The sequence below is a fragment of the Sandarakinorhabdus sp. genome (assembly GCF_051860625.1).
GTDB lineage: Bacteria > Pseudomonadota > Alphaproteobacteria > Sphingomonadales > Sphingomonadaceae > Sandarakinorhabdus.
In genome coordinates this window covers 1-17,347 of record NZ_JBHYDQ010000009.1, presented here as the reverse complement: position 1 = coordinate 17,347, position 17,347 = coordinate 1, and the positions used below count along the sequence as shown (strand labels likewise).

Sequence of the window (17,347 nt, the reverse complement as noted above, 5' to 3'; positions counted from 1 at the left end):
ATTTGTGGATGGGCGCCGCCATGCTACGCCACACAAGATGCTGACCCGCTTGTTTCGCCTGTTGCTGGCGCTGCTGCTTGCGGCGCCTGCCGTCGCGGCGCCGGCGATGTGGCAGGTGGAGGGTGGCCCGGCGCGGATCACGCTGTATGGCACGGTGCACGCGCTGCCCCCCGGCAAGACATGGCTGAGCGATTCTGCCCGCGCTGCCTTCACCACCGCGGACACGCTGGTGGTGGAGGTGGCAACCGGCGGCGATCAGGCGGCGATGGCCGCCGTGGTGCAGCGGATCGGCATGTTGCCTGATCCGATCCCGCTCGCCAGCCGCCTGCCGCCTGATCTCAAACCGCGGTTGGCGTCCCACATGCAGCGGCTGGGCCTGCCGGCCACCAGTCTTGATCGTTTCAAGACCTGGCTCGCCGCCATCACTATCCTGGGCGCCGACATGGTGCGCAGCGGGCTCGATCCGGCGGACGGTGTCGATCGTGCGCTGATCGCCATGGCCAGCACCGCCGGCAAGCCGGTGGTTGGCCTGGAAACCGCCGAATTTCAGCTCGGCCTGTTCGATGCCTTGCCCGAAGCCGAGCAGCGCCTGTTGCTGGGTTCGGCGATCATCGATGCCGGCGCCGCGCAGGACGAGGTGCGCGCGCTGTTGAAGGCGTGGGAAACCGGCGATGTCGAACGCATCCGCATCGAATTCGATGATGCCAGCCTGTCGCCGGAAATGGAGGCGGTGCTGCTCACCCGCCGCAACATCGCCTGGGCCGATTGGGTGGCGCAGCGCGCCGCGCAGCCGGGCGCGCTGTTCGTGGCGGTGGGCGCCGCGCACATGGCCGGGCCGAACAGCCTGATCGCCTTGCTGCAGGCACGCGGCCTTACGGTAAGGCGGGTGGAATGAGGTCGTGGCTGTCCGCAGGGCTGGCCCTGATGCTGGCACTCGTGCTGGCGGCGTGCAGCAGTGGCCCGAGCGAGGCCGACAGCGTGGCGGTGATCGACCGGTTCCACAGCGCACTCAACGCCGATGACATCGCCGCCATCGATGGCATGCTCAGCAAATCGACGCGCAATCTGCGCCCCGGCATCGGCACGGCGCGCGCCTTTCTGGCGCTGAGCGCCCGCCACGGCCGTTATGTGCATGGCTATCTGGCCGGCTTCGACAGCAATGATGGCCGCGCCAGCATCACCTGGCGTGCCCGCTATGAACGCGGCCCGGTGTCGGAATTGTTCGTGCTGGTGAACGAAGGCGGCCAGCCGAAGATCGACAGCTACACGGACAACGCCGCCTACTGAGCGTCTGTCCTACATGAGCCACTGCCGTTATGATCCGGCCGCATGGCGATCAGGTCGTTTGAGATTGATGAAATGATTCAACGGTGAATCCCGCCGGATTCGTCCAGACCGTCAAAACTGGCGGTGCGGTGCTGCGGTGAAGCTTGCCTTTTGCGGCGGCTTCGCCTAAGCGCCGCCCTTCGCGAGGCCGTCACCATTTTCGCATCCCTGGAGGCGGGGTGGCCGCGCGATTTTGCAATCAGGAGCGAGCAATGAGCATTACCGTTAAGCTCGCGGCCGAAGTTCGTGCCAAGGCAGGCAAGGGAGCCTCCCGCGCGATCCGCCGCGAAGGCCGTGTCCCGGCCGTGATCTATGGTGCGGGCAGCGCCGCAACCCCCATCCACATCGAGGAAAAACTCCTCGTCCGCCAGTTGCACACCGGCCATTTCATGAGCGCCGTCGTGGAACTGGAACTGGACGGCAAGATCGTGCGCACCGTGCCGCGCGATGTCGCCTTCCACCCGGTGACCGACCGTCCCATCCACGTCGATTTCCTGCGCCTGCAGGGCAACAGCGTGATCACCGTGACGGTGCCGGTGCACTTCACTGGCCAGGATGAATCGTCGGCGATCAAGTCAGGCGCCATGCTGAACATCGTGGCCCACGAACTGAAGCTGGATTGCCCGGGCAACAGCATCCCCGATGAAGTGACGGTCAACATCGCCGGCCTGGCGATTGGTGCGTCGGTCCATATTGGTGACGTGCAACTGCCGGCTGGCGTGAAGCTGCACGGCCGCGAAACTGATCTGACCATCGCCACCATCGTTGCACCCAAGGCGATGCGCAGCGAAGAAGGCGAAGCCGCCGAAACGGCAGCCTGAGTCTTGGCGTCGCGCCCTGCCACGGTGGGGTGCGACGCTGGCCACCCGACAATGCATATCCAGACGTGCAGATAATTTGCGGCCTCGGCAATCCCGGCGCGCAATATGCGCTGCACCGGCACAATATCGGCTTCATGGCGGTGGACGCCATCGCCGCGCGCTGGAACCTCGGCCCGTTCAAGCCGCGATTCCAGGGCCTGGCTGCCGAAGGCCGCATCGGCAGCGAAAAACTGCTGCTGCTGAAGCCCGCCACGTTCATGAACGAAAGCGGGCGCAGCGTTGCGGAGGCCGTTCGCTTCTACAAGCTCGATCCCGCCACTGCCCTGACGGTGTTCTATGACGAACTCGACCTGGCACCCTTCAAGCTGCGCCTGAAGCACGGCGGCGGCGCGGCCGGCCACAACGGCATCCGCTCCATCGATGCGCATCTTGGCCCCGATTGGCGGCGGGTGCGCATCGGCATCGGCCACCCCGGCCACAAGGATCGCGTCACCGGCCATGTGCTGGGCAATTTCGCCAAGGCCGAAATGGATCCACTTGCCGATCTGCTCGGTGTGATGGCCGCCGAATTGCCGACGCTGCTGGCCGGCGATGAAGCGCGTTATCTGTCGGACGTGGCGCTCAGGTTGCAGGCATGAGGCCGGCGCACTAGAGAGCCGCGGCAAACCTCTTTCATCCGGAACAGCAAAATGCCCATCCGCTGCGGTATCGTCGGCCTGCCCAATGTCGGCAAATCCACCCTGTTCAACGCGCTGACCCAGACGGCAGCAGCGCAGGCGGCCAATTATCCATTCTGCACCATCGAACCGAACGTCGGCAATGTCGCGGTGCCCGATGCCCGGCTCGACAAATTGGCCGCCATCGCCAAATCGCAGAAGATCATCGAAACCCAATTGGGCTTCACCGATATCGCCGGGCTGGTGAAGGGCGCCTCGAAGGGCGAAGGCCTGGGCAACCAGTTTCTGGCAAATATCCGCGAGACGGACGCCATCTGCCACGTGCTGCGCTGTTTCGAGGATGATGACGTGACTCACGTCGCCGGCCGCGTCGATCCGGTGGAAGATGCGGTGACGGTTGAGACCGAACTGATGCTCGCCGACCTCGAAAGCCTGGAAAAGCGGGTGCCGCAGCTCCAGAAAAAGGCCGCGCAGGGTGACAAGGAGGCCAAGGTGCAGGCCGCCGTGCTGGCCCAGGCGCTGGCGCTGCTGCAGGAGGGCAAGCCCGCCCGCCTCACCGAACCGAAGGACGACGACGAAGCCCGCGCCCTGAAAAACGCGCAACTGCTCACCACCAAGCCGGTGCTGTATATCTGCAACGTCGAAGAAGCCAGCGCCGCCAGTGGCAATGCCCACAGCGCTGCCGTCGCGAAAATGGCCGCCGGCATCGGGGCCAGCGCCGTGGTCGTCTCCGCCGCGATCGAGGCGGAGATCGCCACCATGGAGCCGGCCGACCGCCAGGAATATCTGGAATCGCTGGGCCTGACCGAAACCGGCCTGACCCGCGTGGTGACCGCAGCGTACGAATTGCTCGGCCTGATCACCTTCTTCACCGTCGGCCCCAAGGAAGCCCGCGCCTGGACGGTGAAGAAAGGCGCCCGCGCCCCGCAGGCTGCCGGCGAAATCCACGGCGATTTCGAAAAGAAATTCATCCGCGCCGAAACGATCGCCTTTGATGATTATGTGACCTTGGGCGGCGAATCCGGCGCAAAAGAGGCCGGCAAATTGCGGGCGGAAGGCAAGGACTATGTGGTGGTGGACGGGGATGTGATGCACATCCTCCACGGCGCCTGAGGCTGGCGCGCCACGCAGCACACGGCTAAACCCACACTATGCTCACCCGCCGCACCCTGATCGCGTCCGCTTTGGCCACCCCGGCTGCAGCGCAGGTCGATCTGGGATTCACCGACAATCCCATGCGCCTCACCACCAGCGCCTTCCCGCAAAAGGGCGCGATGATCCTGCAGCGCTCCAGCCCGCCGCTGCTGGAAACGCCGCTGAGCGTGTTCGACGCGCATGATTTCACGCCCAATGATCGCTTCTTCGTCCGCTGGCACTATCCCTTTCCGACGAGCATCGATCCCGCGCGCCACCGGCTGCGCATCGCCGGCCATGTCGCCAAGCCGCTCAGTCTGTCGCTCAGCGATCTCGCCCGTCTGCCGCGCCACCGCGTCGCCGCCGTCAATCAGTGCGCCGGCAATGGCCGCGGCCTGTTCGCGCCGCGGGTGGCCGGCGCGCAGTGGGGCAATGGCGCAATGGGCAATGCCCTGTGGGAAGGTGTGCGGCTGAAGGATGTTCTGGCTTTGGCCGGGGTGAAATCCGGCGCCTTCGCCGTGCAATGCGGCGGGCTGGATGCGCCGGTAAACGACGGCGCGCCGGACTATGAAAAATCGCTGCCCGTTGATCATGCGCTGTCGGATGATGTGCTGATCGCCTGGGCGATGAACGGCACCGCGTTGCCTTTGCTCAACGGCTTTCCGCTGCGGCTGGTGGTGCCGGGTTGGTACAGCACCTGGTGGGTGAAGATGCTCGATTCGATCACCGTGCTCGACAAGCCAGACCCCGGTTTCTGGATGGCCAAGGCCTATCTGCAGCCGGACAACCCGCTCGCTGATGTCGCCCCCGGCGCCCCTGCCGGCTCGCGGGTACCGGTGACAGCGATGCGTCCACGCGCCATCATCACCAACATTGCCGGCGGCGCGAAGCTGCCGGCGCGCCCCTTCACCCCGGTGCGTGGGCTGGCGCTCGGCGGCGATCATGGCGTGAAGGCGGTGGAACTGTCGGCCGACAATGGCGCCACCTGGCTGCCGGTGCAGCTTGGCCCCGATCATGGCCGCTGGGCGTTCCGGCGCTTCACCGGCGCGCTGGCGTTGCCGCCGGGCAAGCATATCATCATCGCCCGCGCCACCAACGCCGCCGGCGACACCCAGCCGCTGCGGCAGAACTGGAACCCGTCGGGCTATAATCGCGCCGGGGTCGATCCGGTGCCGGTGGAGATCATCTGATGCGTGTTGTCTTGGCCCTGTCCGCCCTGTTGCTGCTCGCCGCCGCCGCGCCGACGCGGCCTGTGATGGTTGCGCCGCCCACCACCCGCCTCAGTGTCGCTCTGCCCGACGACGAAGGCCTGCTGCCCGAACGTTATGGCGTGTCATCCGAAGCAGTGAACAATAATTGCCTGGCCTGCCACAGCGCCACGATGATCACCGCGCAGCCGCGGATGAACCGCATGCAATGGGGCGAAACCATCGCCAAGATGCGCAGCGTTTATGGCGCACCGATCGAGCCGACCGATGATGCCGCCATCCTCGATTGGCTGGTCGCCGATTGACCAGCTTATGCTGCGCCCGCTAAGGCCCTTGCACCGTGACAAAGCCACTTTCCTTCCAGGCCATGATCTTGGCGCTGCAATCCTATTGGGGCAGCCATGGCTGCGTGATCCTGCAGCCCTATGATCTCGAAATGGGCGCCGGCACCTTCCACCCTGCCACCACGCTGCGCAGCCTGGGGCCGGACGCTTGGAATGCCTGTTATGTGCAGCCCAGCCGGCGGCCGTCAGACGGGCGCTATGGTAACAATCCCAATCGGTTGCAGCATTATTACCAGTTCCAGGTGATCCAGAAACCCAGCCCGCCCGATCTGATCGGCCTCTATCTCGGCAGCCTCGACGCCATCGGCATCGATCGCGCCAGGCACGACATCCGCTTTGTGGAGGATGACTGGGAAAGCCCGACGCTCGGCGCTTGGGGCCTCGGTTGGGAAGTGTGGTGCGACGGCATGGAGGTGAGCCAGTTCACCTATTTCCAGCAGGTCGCCGGCCATGATTGCGCGCCGGTGGCGGGCGAACTGACCTATGGGCTGGAACGGCTGGCCATGTATATCCAGGGCGTCGATAGCATTTATGATCTGGCCTACAACGATGCCGCCCCTGGTTATCCAAGCGTGACCTATGGCGATGTGTTCCTGAAGAACGAACAGCAGTTCAGCGCCTATAATTTCGATCATGCCAACACGGAGCGGTTGTTCCAGCATTTCAAGGATGTGAGCGAGGAATGCCGGGCGCTGGTGGCGGCCAAACTGCCGCTGCCGGCCTATGATCAGGCGATCAAGGCCAGCCATTTGTTCAACCTGCTGAATGCCCGCGGCGTCATCTCTGTTGCCGAACGCCAGGCCTATATCGGTCGCGTCCGTGATCTGGTGAAGGCGGTTGCGGACATTTGGGTGGAGCAGGCGGCATGAGCCAGTTCCTGCTCGAACTCCTGTCGGAGGAAATTCCGGCCCGCATGCAGGCCGCTGCCGCCGAGCAGTTGCGCACGCGGTTCGTCGACGCGTTGAAAGCCGCCGGCCTGGCCCACGGCGCCGTCACCGCCGACGCCACCCCGCGCCGGCTGTGGCTGATCGCCGACGATGTCGCCTCTGCAAGCGAAGGCAGCGCCGAGGAGCTGAAAGGCCCGCGCGCCGATGCGCCGGCGCAGGCCATCGAAGGCTTTCTGAAAAAGACCGGCCTGACCCGCGACCAGCTGGAAACGCGCGAGACCCCCAAGGGCGCAATCCTGTTTGCCATGCTGCGCCGCGAAGGCCGCACCGCTGCTGCGATCCTGGCGGACATCATCCCGCAGATCGTCCGCGATTTTGCCTGGCCCAAATCGATGCGCTGGGGCGCTGCCAGCCAGTCCACAGCGTCCGCGCGCTGGGTGCGGCCGCTGGTCGGCATCGTCACGCTGCTGGATGGCGATGTCCTGCCCTGCGAAGCGCATGGGCTGACATCGGGCCGCGAGACGCAGGGCCACCGCATCCATGCGCCGGGCAGGCTCAGCATCACCAGCGCTGCGACTTACGTGGAGCAACTGCGCGCTGCGCATGTGATTGCCGCATCGGCCGAACGCCGCACGCGCATCGCGTCGCGGGCTGCCGAACTGGCTGCTGAGTCTGGGCTGGCGTTGATCCCGGATGATGGCCTGGTGGCCGAGAATGCCGGCCTCACCGAATGGCCGGTGCCGCTGCTCGGGCGGTTCGATCCGGATTTCCTGTCGGTTCCGCCTGAAATCATCGTGTTGACGATGCGCACCAACCAGAAATATTTCGCGCTGAATGATGGGGCAGGGGCGCTGGCTCCGGCGTTCGTCTGCGTCGCCAATCTCGATGCGACCGACGGTGGCGCGGCGATCATCAATGGCAATCAGCGCGTGCTGTCGGCGCGGTTGGCCGATGCGCGGTTTTTCTGGGAACAGGATCTGGCCACCGTCCGCGCCGGCGGGCTGGAGGCGTTTCTGCCCAAGCTGGATAGCATCGTTTTCCATGAGAAACTTGGCACGGTCGCCGACAAGGTCGAGCGCGTTGCCGCGTTGGCGAAGTGGCTGTGTGATTATCTCCCCTCCCCTTCAGGGGAGGGGCCGGGGGTGGGGAACGTGGTGCCCGAAAGCGACAGGGCCCCCCCCCCCCCCCCCCCCCCGGGGGGGGGGGGGGGGGGGGGGGCCCCCCACGTGGTGCCCGAAAGCGACAGCCCCACCCCCAGCCCCTCCCCTGAAGGGGAGGGGAGCGTTGCGGCTCTTGCGACACGCGCCGCCCGCCTCGCCAAAGCCGATCTCGTCTCCGCCACCGTCGGCGAATTCCCCGAACTGCAAGGCCAGATCGGCCGCTATCTGGCCCTGGCCATCGGCGAAGACCCGGCCGTCGCCGATGCGATCCGCGACCATTACAAACCGGTGGGGCAGGGCGATGACGTGCCGACCGCGCCGGTGAGCGTTGCGGTGGCGTTGGCGGATAAGCTGGATATATTGATTGGGTTCTTTGCGAGAGAGATGTCCCCAACGGGTTCCAAAGACCCGTTTGCGCTGCGGCGGCAAGCCTTAGGTTGTTTGTTGATTATGCTGAAGAATCAGCTCAGAATGAATATTTCATCTGTTCTGAAATATCATTCCCAAAGCGCGGCTAGCTTCGAGACACACAAAGAGTGGGTTGAGATATCTGAGTTGCTTGGTAGGCCGTTTATGGAAATTATGTCTGATTTTCCATCGGTAAAATTTAATTCAAAGGATAACAAAATCTCACTCTATAAAGAGGGAGATTTCAACAAGCCAGTAATTGAAATCGAAGCAAGTGAACGATTCGTTGAATTTTCAGTAAGACACAGAGCTTATATGTCTGTGTGGGGTAGCCCTAACAAGATTCTGGAATTTTTCGCCGACCGCCTCAAAGTCCAGCAGCGCGAAGCCGGCGTGCGGCACGACCTGATCGATGCCGTCTTCGCCCTCGGCGGTGAGGACGATCTCGTCCGCCTGCTGGCCCGCGTGAAGGCGTTGCAGGCGTTTGTGGAGACGGACGAGGGCACCAATCTGCTCGCCGGCTACAAGCGGGCGGCGAATATCTTGAAGGCGGCGGAGAAAGACCCACCCCCGGCCCCTCCCGCAAGCGGGAGGGGAGAAGGCGGAGAGTTGGCGCTTGCGGCGGCGTTGGACCTCGCGCTGCCCACCGCGCAAGCCGCCGTGGCCGACGAACGCTTTACCGATGCCATGGCCGCACTCGCCTCGCTGCGCGTGCCAGTGGATGCGTTTTTCACCGATGTGATGGTCAACGATCCCGATCCCGGCATCCGGGCGCGGCGATTGGCGTTGCTGGCGCGGTTCCGCGATGCAGTGCATGGGGTGGCGGATTTTTCGAAGATTGAGGGCTGAGCATAACCGCTCCCCTTGCGGGGGCGGGTGACTCGCCGCAAGGCGGGTAGGTTGAGGGATAACGAACGATGACCAAATCAGTTTTCCGGTTCGGTGGCGGCATGGCCGAGGGCGATGCGCGCCAAAAGGAATTGCTTGGCGGCAAGGGCGCCAATCTCGCCGAGATGGCCGGCATTGGGCTTCCTGTTCCCCCCGGGCTTACGATCGCCACCCACGTCTGCGCCGCCTATTATGATGCCGGCGGGCGGCTGCCCGATGATGTGCAGGCCGCGGTGCTCGACGCGCTTACCTTCATCGAATCCACCACCGGCAAGAATTTCGGCAACAACACCAATCCCTTGTTGGTTTCCGTGCGTTCCGGCGCGCGGGTGTCGATGCCGGGCATGATGGATACCGTGCTCAATCTTGGCCTGAATGATCAGACGGTGGTCGGCCTCGCCACCGCGTCGGGCAATGCCCGCTTCGCGTGGGACAGCTATCGCCGCTTCATCCAGATGTACGGCGATGTCGTGCTGGAGCTTGATCATTATCTGTTTGAAGATGCGCTGGAAATCGCCAAGGAAGACAAGGGCGTCACCCAGGATACCGGGCTGGATGCCGATGATCTGCAGGCGCTTGTCGGCCGATACAAGGCCATCGTCGAGCAGAATCTGGGCCGCCCATTCCCGCAGGACCCGCACGAGCAATTGTGGGGCGCCATCGGCGCGGTGTTCGGTTCGTGGCGGTCGGATCGCGCCCGCACCTATCGCCGGTTGAATGATATCCCCGAAAGCTGGGGCACCGCCGTGAATGTGCAGGCGATGGTGTTCGGCAATCTGGGCGACACGTCCGCCACCGGCGTTGCGTTCACCCGCGATCCCAGCACCGGCGAACGCGCCTGGTATGGCGAATATCTGATCAATGCCCAGGGTGAAGATGTTGTTGCCGGCATCCGCACGCCGCAATATCTGACGCTGGCGGCGCGCGAGAAGGCCGGCGCCAAGGCAGCATCGATGGAAGAAGCGATGCCGGTGGTGTTCGCCGAGCTGGGCCGGGTCTTCGATCTGCTCGAAGGCCATTACCGCGACATGCAGGACATTGAATTCACCGTTGAAGACAATCGCCTGTGGATGCTGCAAACCCGCGCCGGCAAGCGCACCGCCAAGGCCGCGCTGAAAATCGCCGTCGATACGGTTGCTGAAGGGCTGATCAGCGAAGCCGAGGCCGTGCTGCGCGTGGAGGCCAGCGCGCTCGATCAGTTGCTGCACCCGACGCTCGATCCCAAGGCGGTGCGCGATGTGATCGCCCGCGGTCTGCCCGCCAGCCCTGGCGCCGCCAGCGGCACCGTCGTGTTCGACAGCGACATTGCCGAGGAAAAGGCCCGGCTGGGCGAAGCGGTGATCCTGGTGCGCACCGAAACCAGCCCGGAAGACATTCACGGCATGCACGCCGCGCGCGGCATCCTGACCGCGCGCGGCGGCATGACCAGCCACGCCGCCGTGGTGGCGCGCGGCATGGGCCGGCCGTGCGTGTCCGGCGCCGGCAGCATCAGCATCGATCTGGTTGGCCGCACCATGCTGGCCGGCAACCGCCGCATTGCCGAAGGCGATCGCATCACCATCGATGGCGCCACCGGCGACGTGATGCTGGGCGAAGTGCCGACCGTCGATCCCGATCTGTCCGGCGATTTCGGTGCGTTGATGGTGTGGGCCGATTCCCACCGCCGGATGAAGATCCGCACCAACGCCGAAACGCCTGCTGATTGCCGCGTCGCCCGCCAGTTCGGCGCCGAAGGCATCGGCCTGTGTCGCACCGAGCACATGTTCTTCGAACCCACCCGCATCACCGCGGTGCGCCGCATGATTCTGGCCGAAGACACGGCCGGGCGGGAAGCTGCGCTCGCCGAACTGCTGCCCGAACAGCGCAGCGATTTTGCCGAGATTTTCCGGGTGATGGCCGGCCTGCCGGTGACCATCCGCTTGCTCGATCCGCCGCTGCACGAATTCCTGCCGCACGATGATGCCGGTTTTGCCGATGTCGCGGCCGCCACCGGCCTGACCGAGGCGGTGGTGCGCCGCCGCATCAACGAGCTGCATGAATTCAATCCGATGCTCGGCCATCGCGGCTGCCGGCTGGGTATCACCTATCCCGAAATCTACGCGATGCAGGCCCGGGCGATCTTTGAAGCCGCGGTGTTGGTTGCCCAGGAAACCGGCGAAGCGGTGGTGCCCGAAGTGATGGTGCCGCTGGTGGCGACGCCCAAGGAACTGGAGCTGACCAAGGCCGCCATCGATGCCGAAGCCGCGAAGGTATTTGCGCAAACCGGCACCACGCTGGATTATCTGGTCGGCACCATGATCGAACTGCCGCGCGCTGCCTTGCGTGCCGCCGAAATTGCCGAACACGCGCAATTCTTCAGCTTCGGCACCAACGATCTCACCCAGACGACGCTGGGCATCAGCCGCGACGACGCCGCGCGTTTCCTGGCGCCCTATGTGGAGAAGGGCATATACCCCAAGGATCCGTTCGTCTCGATCGACGAAGAAGGTGTGGGCGAACTCGTCGCCATGGCCGCCGAACGCGGCCGCCGCACCAAGCCAGACATCAAGCTTGGCATCTGCGGCGAACATGGCGGCGATCCGTCGAGCATCCTGTTCTGCGAAGGCCTGGGCCTGGATTATGTCAGCTGCTCTCCCTACCGCGTCCCCATCGCGCGGCTGGCGGCGGCACAGGCGGCGTTGAAGCGGGGGTAAGGCAGCGTTCGCGTCGGGCAATCAACGCGGCAGCATCCCACGCGCGCGAAGCCCTGGAAGACAGCCGGCAAACCAGCTCGGCAATTCCTCGACTGTGCGCAACAGTGTGATGACGCCCTGTTCCTTTTGCGCCAGCAGCTGATAGGGCGCGTCAGCCCTGCTGTTGTCGTACACCAGGGCCGCGTCTGCTAGCGCCAAGGCATCGGGTACCAATGCAATGGAGCGGTGCCAGCGGGACACAATCCGGTCAGGTGGTACATCATGACCGCCTTTTGCAGCCCGCAAGGCAACACGGCTGACGTTTGCCAACGGATTGTCGATGGCGACATAGACGATATTGACGAAATAGCCTTGCGAGTGCGCAGCCGCCAGATGCTCGAGATGGCTTTCGTGAGACATCACGGTTTCGAAACAATAGTCGGAGCCGGCGCCCAGCAATTCGTCGCGCAACCTCCTTGCAGCAAGTTGTGCGCGCGAAGCGACGTCGACCGCATTTCCCGACATCGATGCAGCAATTTCGTCGGCATTCACCCAGCTACCAAAATCGATGCCCAAAGCTTCATGCTGCGCTTTCAGCGTGGATTTGCCGGAGCCATTCGGGCCAGCAAACATCGTGACCACTGGCATCGTCGTCAGACGGTTGCGGCCGGCAATTCGGTATCAGCGGCGTTGGCCTGGTTGTCCACCAATTCATGAACAAGTTTTCCATCGACCACGGAGGTGACCCGGCGGCCCTTGGCTAGATCAGCAATAATTTCGGTTCTGACATTATTCGACACGAGCGCCTGTTGCGCTTGCATCACGGCCAGCAAATTGCGGCGATCATCTATTTGTTGCGTCATGCCTGACAAGATAAGGTTTGCCAGCGGTAGCGTCAACGCCGCCACATCCACCAGCCGGTGGCCAGCCCGACCACAAAGCCGGCCAGCACCAGCGCCCAGATTTCGCCGAACAGCCAGATCATGGCGCTGTCCTTTCTACCCATAGGGCGCCGGCGATGCCGGGATGCTGGCGCAAATGGTTCAGCACGCGGGCGCGGGTAGCGGCATCGGCAGTGCCGGACACGCGGGCGACGCGGCCTACCATGCCGTTTGGCGCGCGAAAGCTGACGCTGCCATCTGTCACGCCGGATGCCTCCACGGCGTCGGCAGCGGCGCCCGACAGTGCCGCGATCAGGTTCTGGCCTCGATGCATCACGCCACCGCGCGCCACTACCAGAGTGGCCGCAACCCCGGCCAGCAGTTTCAGCCCGTTGTGCATCCCCTGTGCCTATGGGTTAACCAAGTCTCTGGCAAGCGCGCGCGCGGCAGGCTATTCCACGCCGATGGAAGATGTCGAACTTGGCCCGGAAGACGCCTATGTCGTTGAGCCGGCGCTCGGCATGGCGGCGCTGGCAAAGGCGTATCTGACCGAGCCGGACTGGCGCGATCCGTTGGTGCGCCGCCGCACGCTGCCGCCGCGCGGGTTCAGCAGCTATGTGGCGATGCGGGATGGCTGGCCGGTGCGCAGCCTGCGCTTGCCGCGCAGGGATGATGGGCCCGGAACCATCCTGATGATCACCGGGCGCGCGGATTTCGTCGAGAAATATACCGAAACGCTGCACGATCTGACCGAGGCTGGCTGGGGCGTGGCGATCTTCGATTGGCGCGGTCAGGGCCTGTCCCGCCGGGTGGGCAAGACTCCCCAGCACGGGGCATCGCCGGGCTTTGGCGTGTGGCTCGATGATCTGCAGGAAATGCTGGCATGGGCCGCCACCGACGGACCCGTGAATGTGATGGCCCATTCGATGGGCGGCCATCTGCTGCTGCGCCATCTGGCCGGCGGTGGTGCTCATGTGGCGCGCGCCGTGGTGCTGGCTCCGATGGTCGGGCTGGCCGGTGCGCCGCTGGGGCCGTTTCCCACCCGTGTGTTGACCAGCCTGCAGATGTTGCGCGGCGCTGGCAGCGATTATGTGCTGGGTGGCGGGCCGTGGCGGGCGGGCGTGGCAGGCGATCGCCGTCAGACCATGTTGACCAGCGATCCCGACCGTTATCGTGACGAAAGCTGGTGGATCGGCCAGTATCCGTCGCTGGCGCTGGGCAGTGTCACCTGGGGCTGGCTGGACGATGCCTTCACCAGCATCGCCGCGCTGCAGGCACGCGGGATGCCGGAAGCCATCAGCACGCCGCTGCTGGCGCTGGTCCCCGGCAAGGATGCGCTGGTGGACAGCGCCGCCACCCAGCGGCTGATCAAGCGGGTGCCAGGCGGACTCTTCGCCAACTACCCCGGCGCCGGCCATGAATTGCTGCGCGAAGCCGAACCGCTGCGCAGCCAGGTGCTGGCCCGCGCCGTGGCATTTCTGACCACGGGCCAATGACAGACACGCGTTTCGACATCGCCATCATCGGCGCCGGCATCGCCGGGGCCAGCACAGCCTGGGCGTTGCTGGAGGCCAATCCGCACTTGCGCGTCGCGCTGATCGAGATGGAGGATAGGCCCGGCTATCACACCACCGGGCGGTCGGCAGCCTTCTGGGTGGAGAGCTATGGCGGGCCGAAGATCGTGCCCCTGTCGCGCGCCAGCCGGGAATTTTTCGGGGCGCCGCCGGCCGGGTTTCCGGCCTTGCTATCGCTGCGGCCCGGCTTGACCATCGAGGCGCCTGACGATGCAGGCGGTCTGGAGCGGGTGGCGGCCGAGTTCGATGCGGGCGGCGTCGCGTATCGCTGGCTCGATGCCGCCGCCATGGCCGCGCTGTCTTCGGCGCCGATGTTGCGCCCGCAATGGCGGCAGCGCGGCCTGCTGGAGCCGGATTGCCATGACATCGATGTGGCCGGGCTGCATCAGGGTTTCCTGCGCGGCTGCGGTGATGCGCGGCCAACCCTGATCTGCCATGCCGAGGTCGAACGGCTGGAGCGTAATGGCGGCCAGTGGCAGATCAGCACGCGCGCCGGGACGGTGCAGGCGCCGGTGCTGGTCAACGCCGCCGGCGCCTGGGCGGATGGGCTTGCCGTGATGGCCGGTGCCCGCCCGCGCGGGGTGCAGCCGCTGCGCCGGTCGATGGCAGTGCTGCGCATCGATCCGCCGCCGCCGGCTGATCTGATGGTGGTGATGGATGCTGCCGGGCAGTTCTACTTCAAGCCCGATGGCGGCCGGCTGTGGTTGTCCCCGCATGATGAAACGCCGGATGTGCCCCATGATGTGCGGCCCGATGATCTGGACATCGCCACCGTGATCGACCGGTTCGAACAGGCCACCACTGTTACCGTGCAGCGGCTGGAAACCAGTTGGGCCGGCTTGCGCAGCTTTGCGCCGGATCGCGCGCCGCTGTTCGGTTTCGATGGCGAAGTCGATGGCCTGTTCTGGTGCGCGGGGCAGGGCGGTTTCGGCATTCAGACCGCGCCGGCCGCCGGCCGGCTTTGCGCGGCACTTATCCTCGGCAGTTCACTACCGCTCGATCCGACGCCCTATCTGGCGACTCGCGCTTTGTAACGTGCGAGGAACTGCGCGGCGAAATCATCCAGTTCGCCCGCCGCAATCGCGCTGCGCAGCCTGGCCATCAACTGCTGATAGAAACCGATGTTATGCTGGGTCAGCAGCATCGCGCCCAGCATCTCGCCGGCCTTGATCAGATGATGAAGATAGGCGCGGCTGGCCGCGTCCGGGCCATGGCACACAGGGCAATGGCAATCGGCGTCCATGACCCGCAAATCCTCGGCGTGGCCGGCGTTGCGCAGGTTCAGCGGGCCGTCATGGGTAAAGGCTTGGCCGTTGCGCCCCGAACGCGTCGGCAGCACGCAATCGAACATGTCCACCCCGCGCTGCACCGCGCCGACGATATCGTCGGGCTTGCCCACCCCCATCAGGTAACGCGGCGCATCCTCGGGCAGTTGCGCAGTCGCATAATCCAGCACGCCGAACATCGCTGGCTGGCCTTCGCCCACCGCAAGGCCGCCGATGGCATAACCATCAAAGCCGATGCCCCGCAGCGCCGCGGCAGATTCGGCGCGCAGCCGTTCATCGAGCCCGCCCTGCTGGATGCCGAACAATGCCGCGCCGGCGGCATGTTCCTCGCCAGCATCAAACGCCGCCCGGCTGCGCGCTGCCCAGCGCATGGATCGGTCCATCGCCGCCTGCACCACCTCACGCGGCGCCGGCAGCGCCACCAGTTCATCGAAGGCCATCACGATATCGCTGCCCAGCAGGCGCTGGATTTCCATCGATCGTTCCGGACTCATCATGTGGCGGGTGCCGTCCAGATGGCTGGCAAAGGTCACGCCGTCCTCGCTGCGCTTGGTCAGGCTGGCCAGGCTCATCACCTGATAGCCGCCACTGTCGGTCAGGATCGGCCGGTCCCAGCCCATGAAGGCATGCAGACCGCCCAGCCGCGCAATGCGTTCGGCCGACGGGCGCAGCATCAGGTGATAGGTGTTGCCCAGGATGATGTCGGCACCAGCGGCGCGCACTTCGGACGCGCGCAGCGCCTTGACGGTGGCGGCGGTGCCCACCGGCATGAAGGCGGGCGTGCGAATGGTGCCACGCCGCATGGTGATGGCGCCGGTGCGCGCCTTGCCGTCGCGGGCCTGCACCTGAAAGGCAAAACGGGTCATTGGCCGCTCATAAAGTCTGTGGCAGTCTTGGCAAACATGTTCGCGTTGTTGATCGCCCTTGCTGCTGCCGCGCCGGAGCCGGCCACCTGCCTGATTGTCGGCCGGCAACTGGATCACAAGGTTGTGGACGAACAGACGCTCATGGTCCGCGCCGGCGGGCGCTGGCATCGCTCCGTGCTGCCCGATGGCTGCCCCGGCTTGCAGCCGAACCGCAGCTTGGTGCGCCGTGAAGCAAGCCCGCGGCTGTGCGCCAATGATCTGTTCGAAGTGCGGGACAATTTCACGCCTGAAGTGTTCAGCCTGTGCCGCTTCGGCCGGTTCGAGGCGCTCCCCAAAGGCACAAGGCCCTGAAGATTCGCGTGGATCAATTGCTGGTAGCGCGCGGGCTGGCGGAATCGCGCGCCCGCGCCCAGGCGCTGGTGATGGCCGGGCTGGTGTTTTCGAACACCCGCAAGATTGCCAAGTCCGGTGATACGCTGGCCGATGATGCGCCACTAGTGGATTGACCGAGACGGATGAGTCTCTTTCGGGATTCCCACTGATGCCTTGGCGTGCGATGAATCTGGATGCGCACGGGTATCAGGATCGACGTCTCGCCCTCGGGCAAGGATCTGCTTGAATCGGCTGTGGCGGCGCGAGGATCGCCACAGAAGCACGTCTGGCGGGCCCGAATTATTTTGCTCACCCAGCAAGGGTTGGGCACGCTTGCGATCATGGCAGCGACGGGCAAGTCGAAGACCTGCGTGTGGCGCTGGCAGGAACGCTTCATGGCCCGGGGTGTCGATGGCTTGCTGCGTGACAAGACCCGGCCTCCGGGCATTGTCCCGCTTAAGCCGGAGCTGGTCGAGAAGGTCGTGGCGTTGACGCTGCAGCCGCCCGGCCACGAGGAACGCACTGGACGGTTCGCGCCATAGCCAAGGCCCAGTTCGCCGTCATCTTCGGCGAGGGCTTCATCCGGGCCATGGCGGCGTAATGTTCAACCGCCCGCCCGCACACGAAAATCCTTACAGTCCCGGATATCCTGCTCGCCGTCGTCGACGGCCTCAAGGGCTTTCCAGACGCGATCACGGCGGTGTTCCCCGACGCGATCGTTCAGACGTGCATCGTCCATCTCCTGCGCAACTCGATGGATTTTGCATCCTGGAAGGACCGCAAGGGACTGGCAGCCGCGCTCAAGGACATTTACCGGGCCACCGATGCCGTCGCCGCCGAAGC

17 protein-coding genes and 3 pseudogenes are annotated in these 17,347 nt (G+C 65.0%); 16 read left to right on the top strand and 4 right to left on the bottom strand.

The window, feature by feature from the left end; genetic code table 11:
* The first annotated feature begins 37 nt into the window (after positions 1 to 37).
* From ACTIEZ_RS09835 to ppdK, 10 genes are all read left to right on the top strand, one after another.
* A complete protein-coding gene (locus ACTIEZ_RS09835; protein ID WP_439546499.1) occupies positions 38 to 895 on the top strand; it encodes a TraB/GumN family protein in 858 nt (285 codons plus the stop codon).
* Positions 892 to 1,287: a hypothetical protein gene (locus tag ACTIEZ_RS09830; protein WP_439546498.1), complete on the top strand. Its 396-nt coding sequence runs from the start codon at positions 892 to 894 to the stop codon at positions 1,285 to 1,287. The genes ACTIEZ_RS09835 and ACTIEZ_RS09830 overlap by 4 nt, the downstream gene beginning before the upstream one ends.
* Before the next feature lie 251 nt (positions 1,288 to 1,538).
* On the top strand, positions 1,539 to 2,147 hold the full coding sequence (locus ACTIEZ_RS09825; RefSeq protein WP_439546497.1) for a 50S ribosomal protein L25/general stress protein Ctc: 609 nt from the start codon (positions 1,539 to 1,541) through the stop codon (positions 2,145 to 2,147).
* Positions 2,148 to 2,212: 65 nt separating this feature from the next.
* Positions 2,213 to 2,785: an aminoacyl-tRNA hydrolase gene (gene pth / locus ACTIEZ_RS09820; protein WP_439546496.1), complete on the top strand. Its 573-nt coding sequence runs from the start codon at positions 2,213 to 2,215 to the stop codon at positions 2,783 to 2,785.
* Between the two features lie 51 nt (positions 2,786 to 2,836).
* Complete coding sequence (gene ychF / locus ACTIEZ_RS09815) at positions 2,837 to 3,937, top strand: redox-regulated ATPase YchF (protein ID WP_439546495.1); 1,101 nt, start codon at positions 2,837 to 2,839, stop codon at positions 3,935 to 3,937.
* Positions 3,938 to 3,975: 38 nt separating this feature from the next.
* Entirely contained in the window at positions 3,976 to 5,148 is a 1,173-nt protein-coding gene (locus ACTIEZ_RS09810; RefSeq protein ID WP_439546494.1) for a molybdopterin-dependent oxidoreductase, read from the top strand.
* Entirely contained in the window at positions 5,148 to 5,471 is a 324-nt protein-coding gene (locus ACTIEZ_RS09805; RefSeq protein ID WP_439546493.1) for a cytochrome c, read from the top strand. The genes ACTIEZ_RS09810 and ACTIEZ_RS09805 overlap by 1 nt, the downstream gene beginning before the upstream one ends.
* Positions 5,472 to 5,506: 35 nt before the next feature.
* Entirely contained in the window at positions 5,507 to 6,379 is an 873-nt protein-coding gene (locus ACTIEZ_RS09800; RefSeq protein WP_439546492.1) for a glycine--tRNA ligase subunit alpha, read from the top strand.
* Complete coding sequence (glyS, locus tag ACTIEZ_RS09795) at positions 6,376 to 8,814, top strand: glycine--tRNA ligase subunit beta (RefSeq protein ID WP_439546491.1); 2,439 nt, start codon at positions 6,376 to 6,378, stop codon at positions 8,812 to 8,814. The genes ACTIEZ_RS09800 and glyS overlap by 4 nt, the downstream gene beginning before the upstream one ends.
* Before the next feature lie 68 nt (positions 8,815 to 8,882).
* Entirely contained in the window at positions 8,883 to 11,546 is a 2,664-nt protein-coding gene (ppdK, locus tag ACTIEZ_RS09790; protein ID WP_439546490.1) for a pyruvate, phosphate dikinase, read from the top strand.
* Between the two features lie 21 nt (positions 11,547 to 11,567).
* Here the strand turns inward: ppdK and ACTIEZ_RS09785 are convergent, their stop codons facing one another.
* The 3 genes from ACTIEZ_RS09785 to ACTIEZ_RS09775 form a co-directional block, all read right to left on the bottom strand.
* Positions 11,568 to 12,173 (bottom strand): AAA family ATPase, encoded by a 606-nt coding sequence (locus ACTIEZ_RS09785; RefSeq protein ID WP_439546489.1) that lies wholly within the window; start codon positions 12,171 to 12,173, stop codon positions 11,568 to 11,570.
* A 5-nt stretch (positions 12,174 to 12,178) separates the two neighbouring features.
* Positions 12,179 to 12,439, bottom strand: a complete 261-nt coding sequence (locus ACTIEZ_RS09780; RefSeq protein WP_439546488.1) for a hypothetical protein — start codon at positions 12,437 to 12,439, stop codon at positions 12,179 to 12,181.
* 67 nt (positions 12,440 to 12,506) lie between these two features.
* Complete coding sequence (locus tag ACTIEZ_RS09775; protein WP_439546487.1) at positions 12,507 to 12,806, bottom strand: hypothetical protein; 300 nt, start codon at positions 12,804 to 12,806, stop codon at positions 12,507 to 12,509.
* Positions 12,807 to 12,870: 64 nt separating this feature from the next.
* Here ACTIEZ_RS09775 and ACTIEZ_RS09770 point away from each other — a divergent pair, with 64 nt between their 5' ends.
* Both ACTIEZ_RS09770 and ACTIEZ_RS09765 read left to right on the top strand, forming a co-directional pair.
* Positions 12,871 to 13,902: an alpha/beta hydrolase gene (locus ACTIEZ_RS09770; protein ID WP_439546486.1), complete on the top strand. Its 1,032-nt coding sequence runs from the start codon at positions 12,871 to 12,873 to the stop codon at positions 13,900 to 13,902.
* Positions 13,899 to 15,014, top strand: a complete 1,116-nt coding sequence (locus ACTIEZ_RS09765) for an NAD(P)/FAD-dependent oxidoreductase (RefSeq protein WP_439546485.1) — start codon at positions 13,899 to 13,901, stop codon at positions 15,012 to 15,014. The genes ACTIEZ_RS09770 and ACTIEZ_RS09765 overlap by 4 nt, the downstream gene beginning before the upstream one ends.
* Here ACTIEZ_RS09765 and tgt read toward each other — a convergent pair.
* Complete coding sequence (tgt, locus tag ACTIEZ_RS09760; protein ID WP_439546484.1) at positions 14,990 to 16,132, bottom strand: tRNA guanosine(34) transglycosylase Tgt; 1,143 nt, start codon at positions 16,130 to 16,132, stop codon at positions 14,990 to 14,992. The two genes, ACTIEZ_RS09765 and tgt, sit on opposite strands and share 25 nt — an antisense overlap.
* 36 nt (positions 16,133 to 16,168) lie before the next feature.
* On the opposite strand from tgt, the gene ACTIEZ_RS09755 reads away from it, so the two are divergent.
* The 4 genes and pseudogenes from ACTIEZ_RS09755 to ACTIEZ_RS09740 all read left to right on the top strand — a co-directional run.
* Positions 16,169 to 16,483, top strand: a complete 315-nt coding sequence (locus ACTIEZ_RS09755; protein ID WP_439546483.1) for a hypothetical protein — start codon at positions 16,169 to 16,171, stop codon at positions 16,481 to 16,483.
* A pseudogene (locus tag ACTIEZ_RS09750) lies at positions 16,480 to 16,629 on the top strand (S4 domain-containing protein); the annotation flags it as partial. The gene ACTIEZ_RS09755 and the pseudogene ACTIEZ_RS09750, both read left to right, overlap by 4 nt.
* A 69-nt stretch (positions 16,630 to 16,698) precedes the next feature.
* Positions 16,699 to 17,054, top strand: a pseudogene (locus tag ACTIEZ_RS09745) (helix-turn-helix domain-containing protein); the annotation flags it as partial.
* 87 nt (positions 17,055 to 17,141) lie between these two features.
* A pseudogene (locus tag ACTIEZ_RS09740) lies at positions 17,142 to 17,347 on the top strand (transposase); the annotation flags it as partial.

Bases quoted from the DNA above. Each gene is read 5' to 3' on its own strand.
- ACTIEZ_RS09835 (WP_439546499.1), top strand. From the start codon at position 38: ATGCTGACCCGCTTGTTTCGCCTGTTGCTGGCGCTGCTGCTTGCGGCG.
- ACTIEZ_RS09830 (WP_439546498.1), top strand. From the start codon at position 892: ATGAGGTCGTGGCTGTCCGCAGGGCTGGCCCTGATGCTGGCACTCGTG.
- ACTIEZ_RS09825 (WP_439546497.1), top strand. From the start codon at position 1,539: ATGAGCATTACCGTTAAGCTCGCGGCCGAAGTTCGTGCCAAGGCAGGC.
- ychF (WP_439546495.1), top strand. From the start codon at position 2,837: ATGCCCATCCGCTGCGGTATCGTCGGCCTGCCCAATGTCGGCAAATCC.
- ACTIEZ_RS09810 (WP_439546494.1), top strand. From the start codon at position 3,976: ATGCTCACCCGCCGCACCCTGATCGCGTCCGCTTTGGCCACCCCGGCT.
- ACTIEZ_RS09805 (WP_439546493.1), top strand. From the start codon at position 5,148: ATGCGTGTTGTCTTGGCCCTGTCCGCCCTGTTGCTGCTCGCCGCCGCC.
- glyS (WP_439546491.1), top strand. From the start codon at position 6,376: ATGAGCCAGTTCCTGCTCGAACTCCTGTCGGAGGAAATTCCGGCCCGC.
- ppdK (WP_439546490.1), top strand. From the start codon at position 8,883: ATGACCAAATCAGTTTTCCGGTTCGGTGGCGGCATGGCCGAGGGCGAT.
- ACTIEZ_RS09785 (WP_439546489.1), bottom strand. From the start codon at position 12,173: ATGCCAGTGGTCACGATGTTTGCTGGCCCGAATGGCTCCGGCAAATCC.
- ACTIEZ_RS09775 (WP_439546487.1), bottom strand. From the start codon at position 12,806: ATGCACAACGGGCTGAAACTGCTGGCCGGGGTTGCGGCCACTCTGGTA.
- ACTIEZ_RS09770 (WP_439546486.1), top strand. From the start codon at position 12,871: ATGGAAGATGTCGAACTTGGCCCGGAAGACGCCTATGTCGTTGAGCCG.
- ACTIEZ_RS09765 (WP_439546485.1), top strand. From the start codon at position 13,899: ATGACAGACACGCGTTTCGACATCGCCATCATCGGCGCCGGCATCGCC.
- tgt (WP_439546484.1), bottom strand. From the start codon at position 16,132: ATGACCCGTTTTGCCTTTCAGGTGCAGGCCCGCGACGGCAAGGCGCGC.
- ACTIEZ_RS09755 (WP_439546483.1), top strand. From the start codon at position 16,169: ATGTTCGCGTTGTTGATCGCCCTTGCTGCTGCCGCGCCGGAGCCGGCC.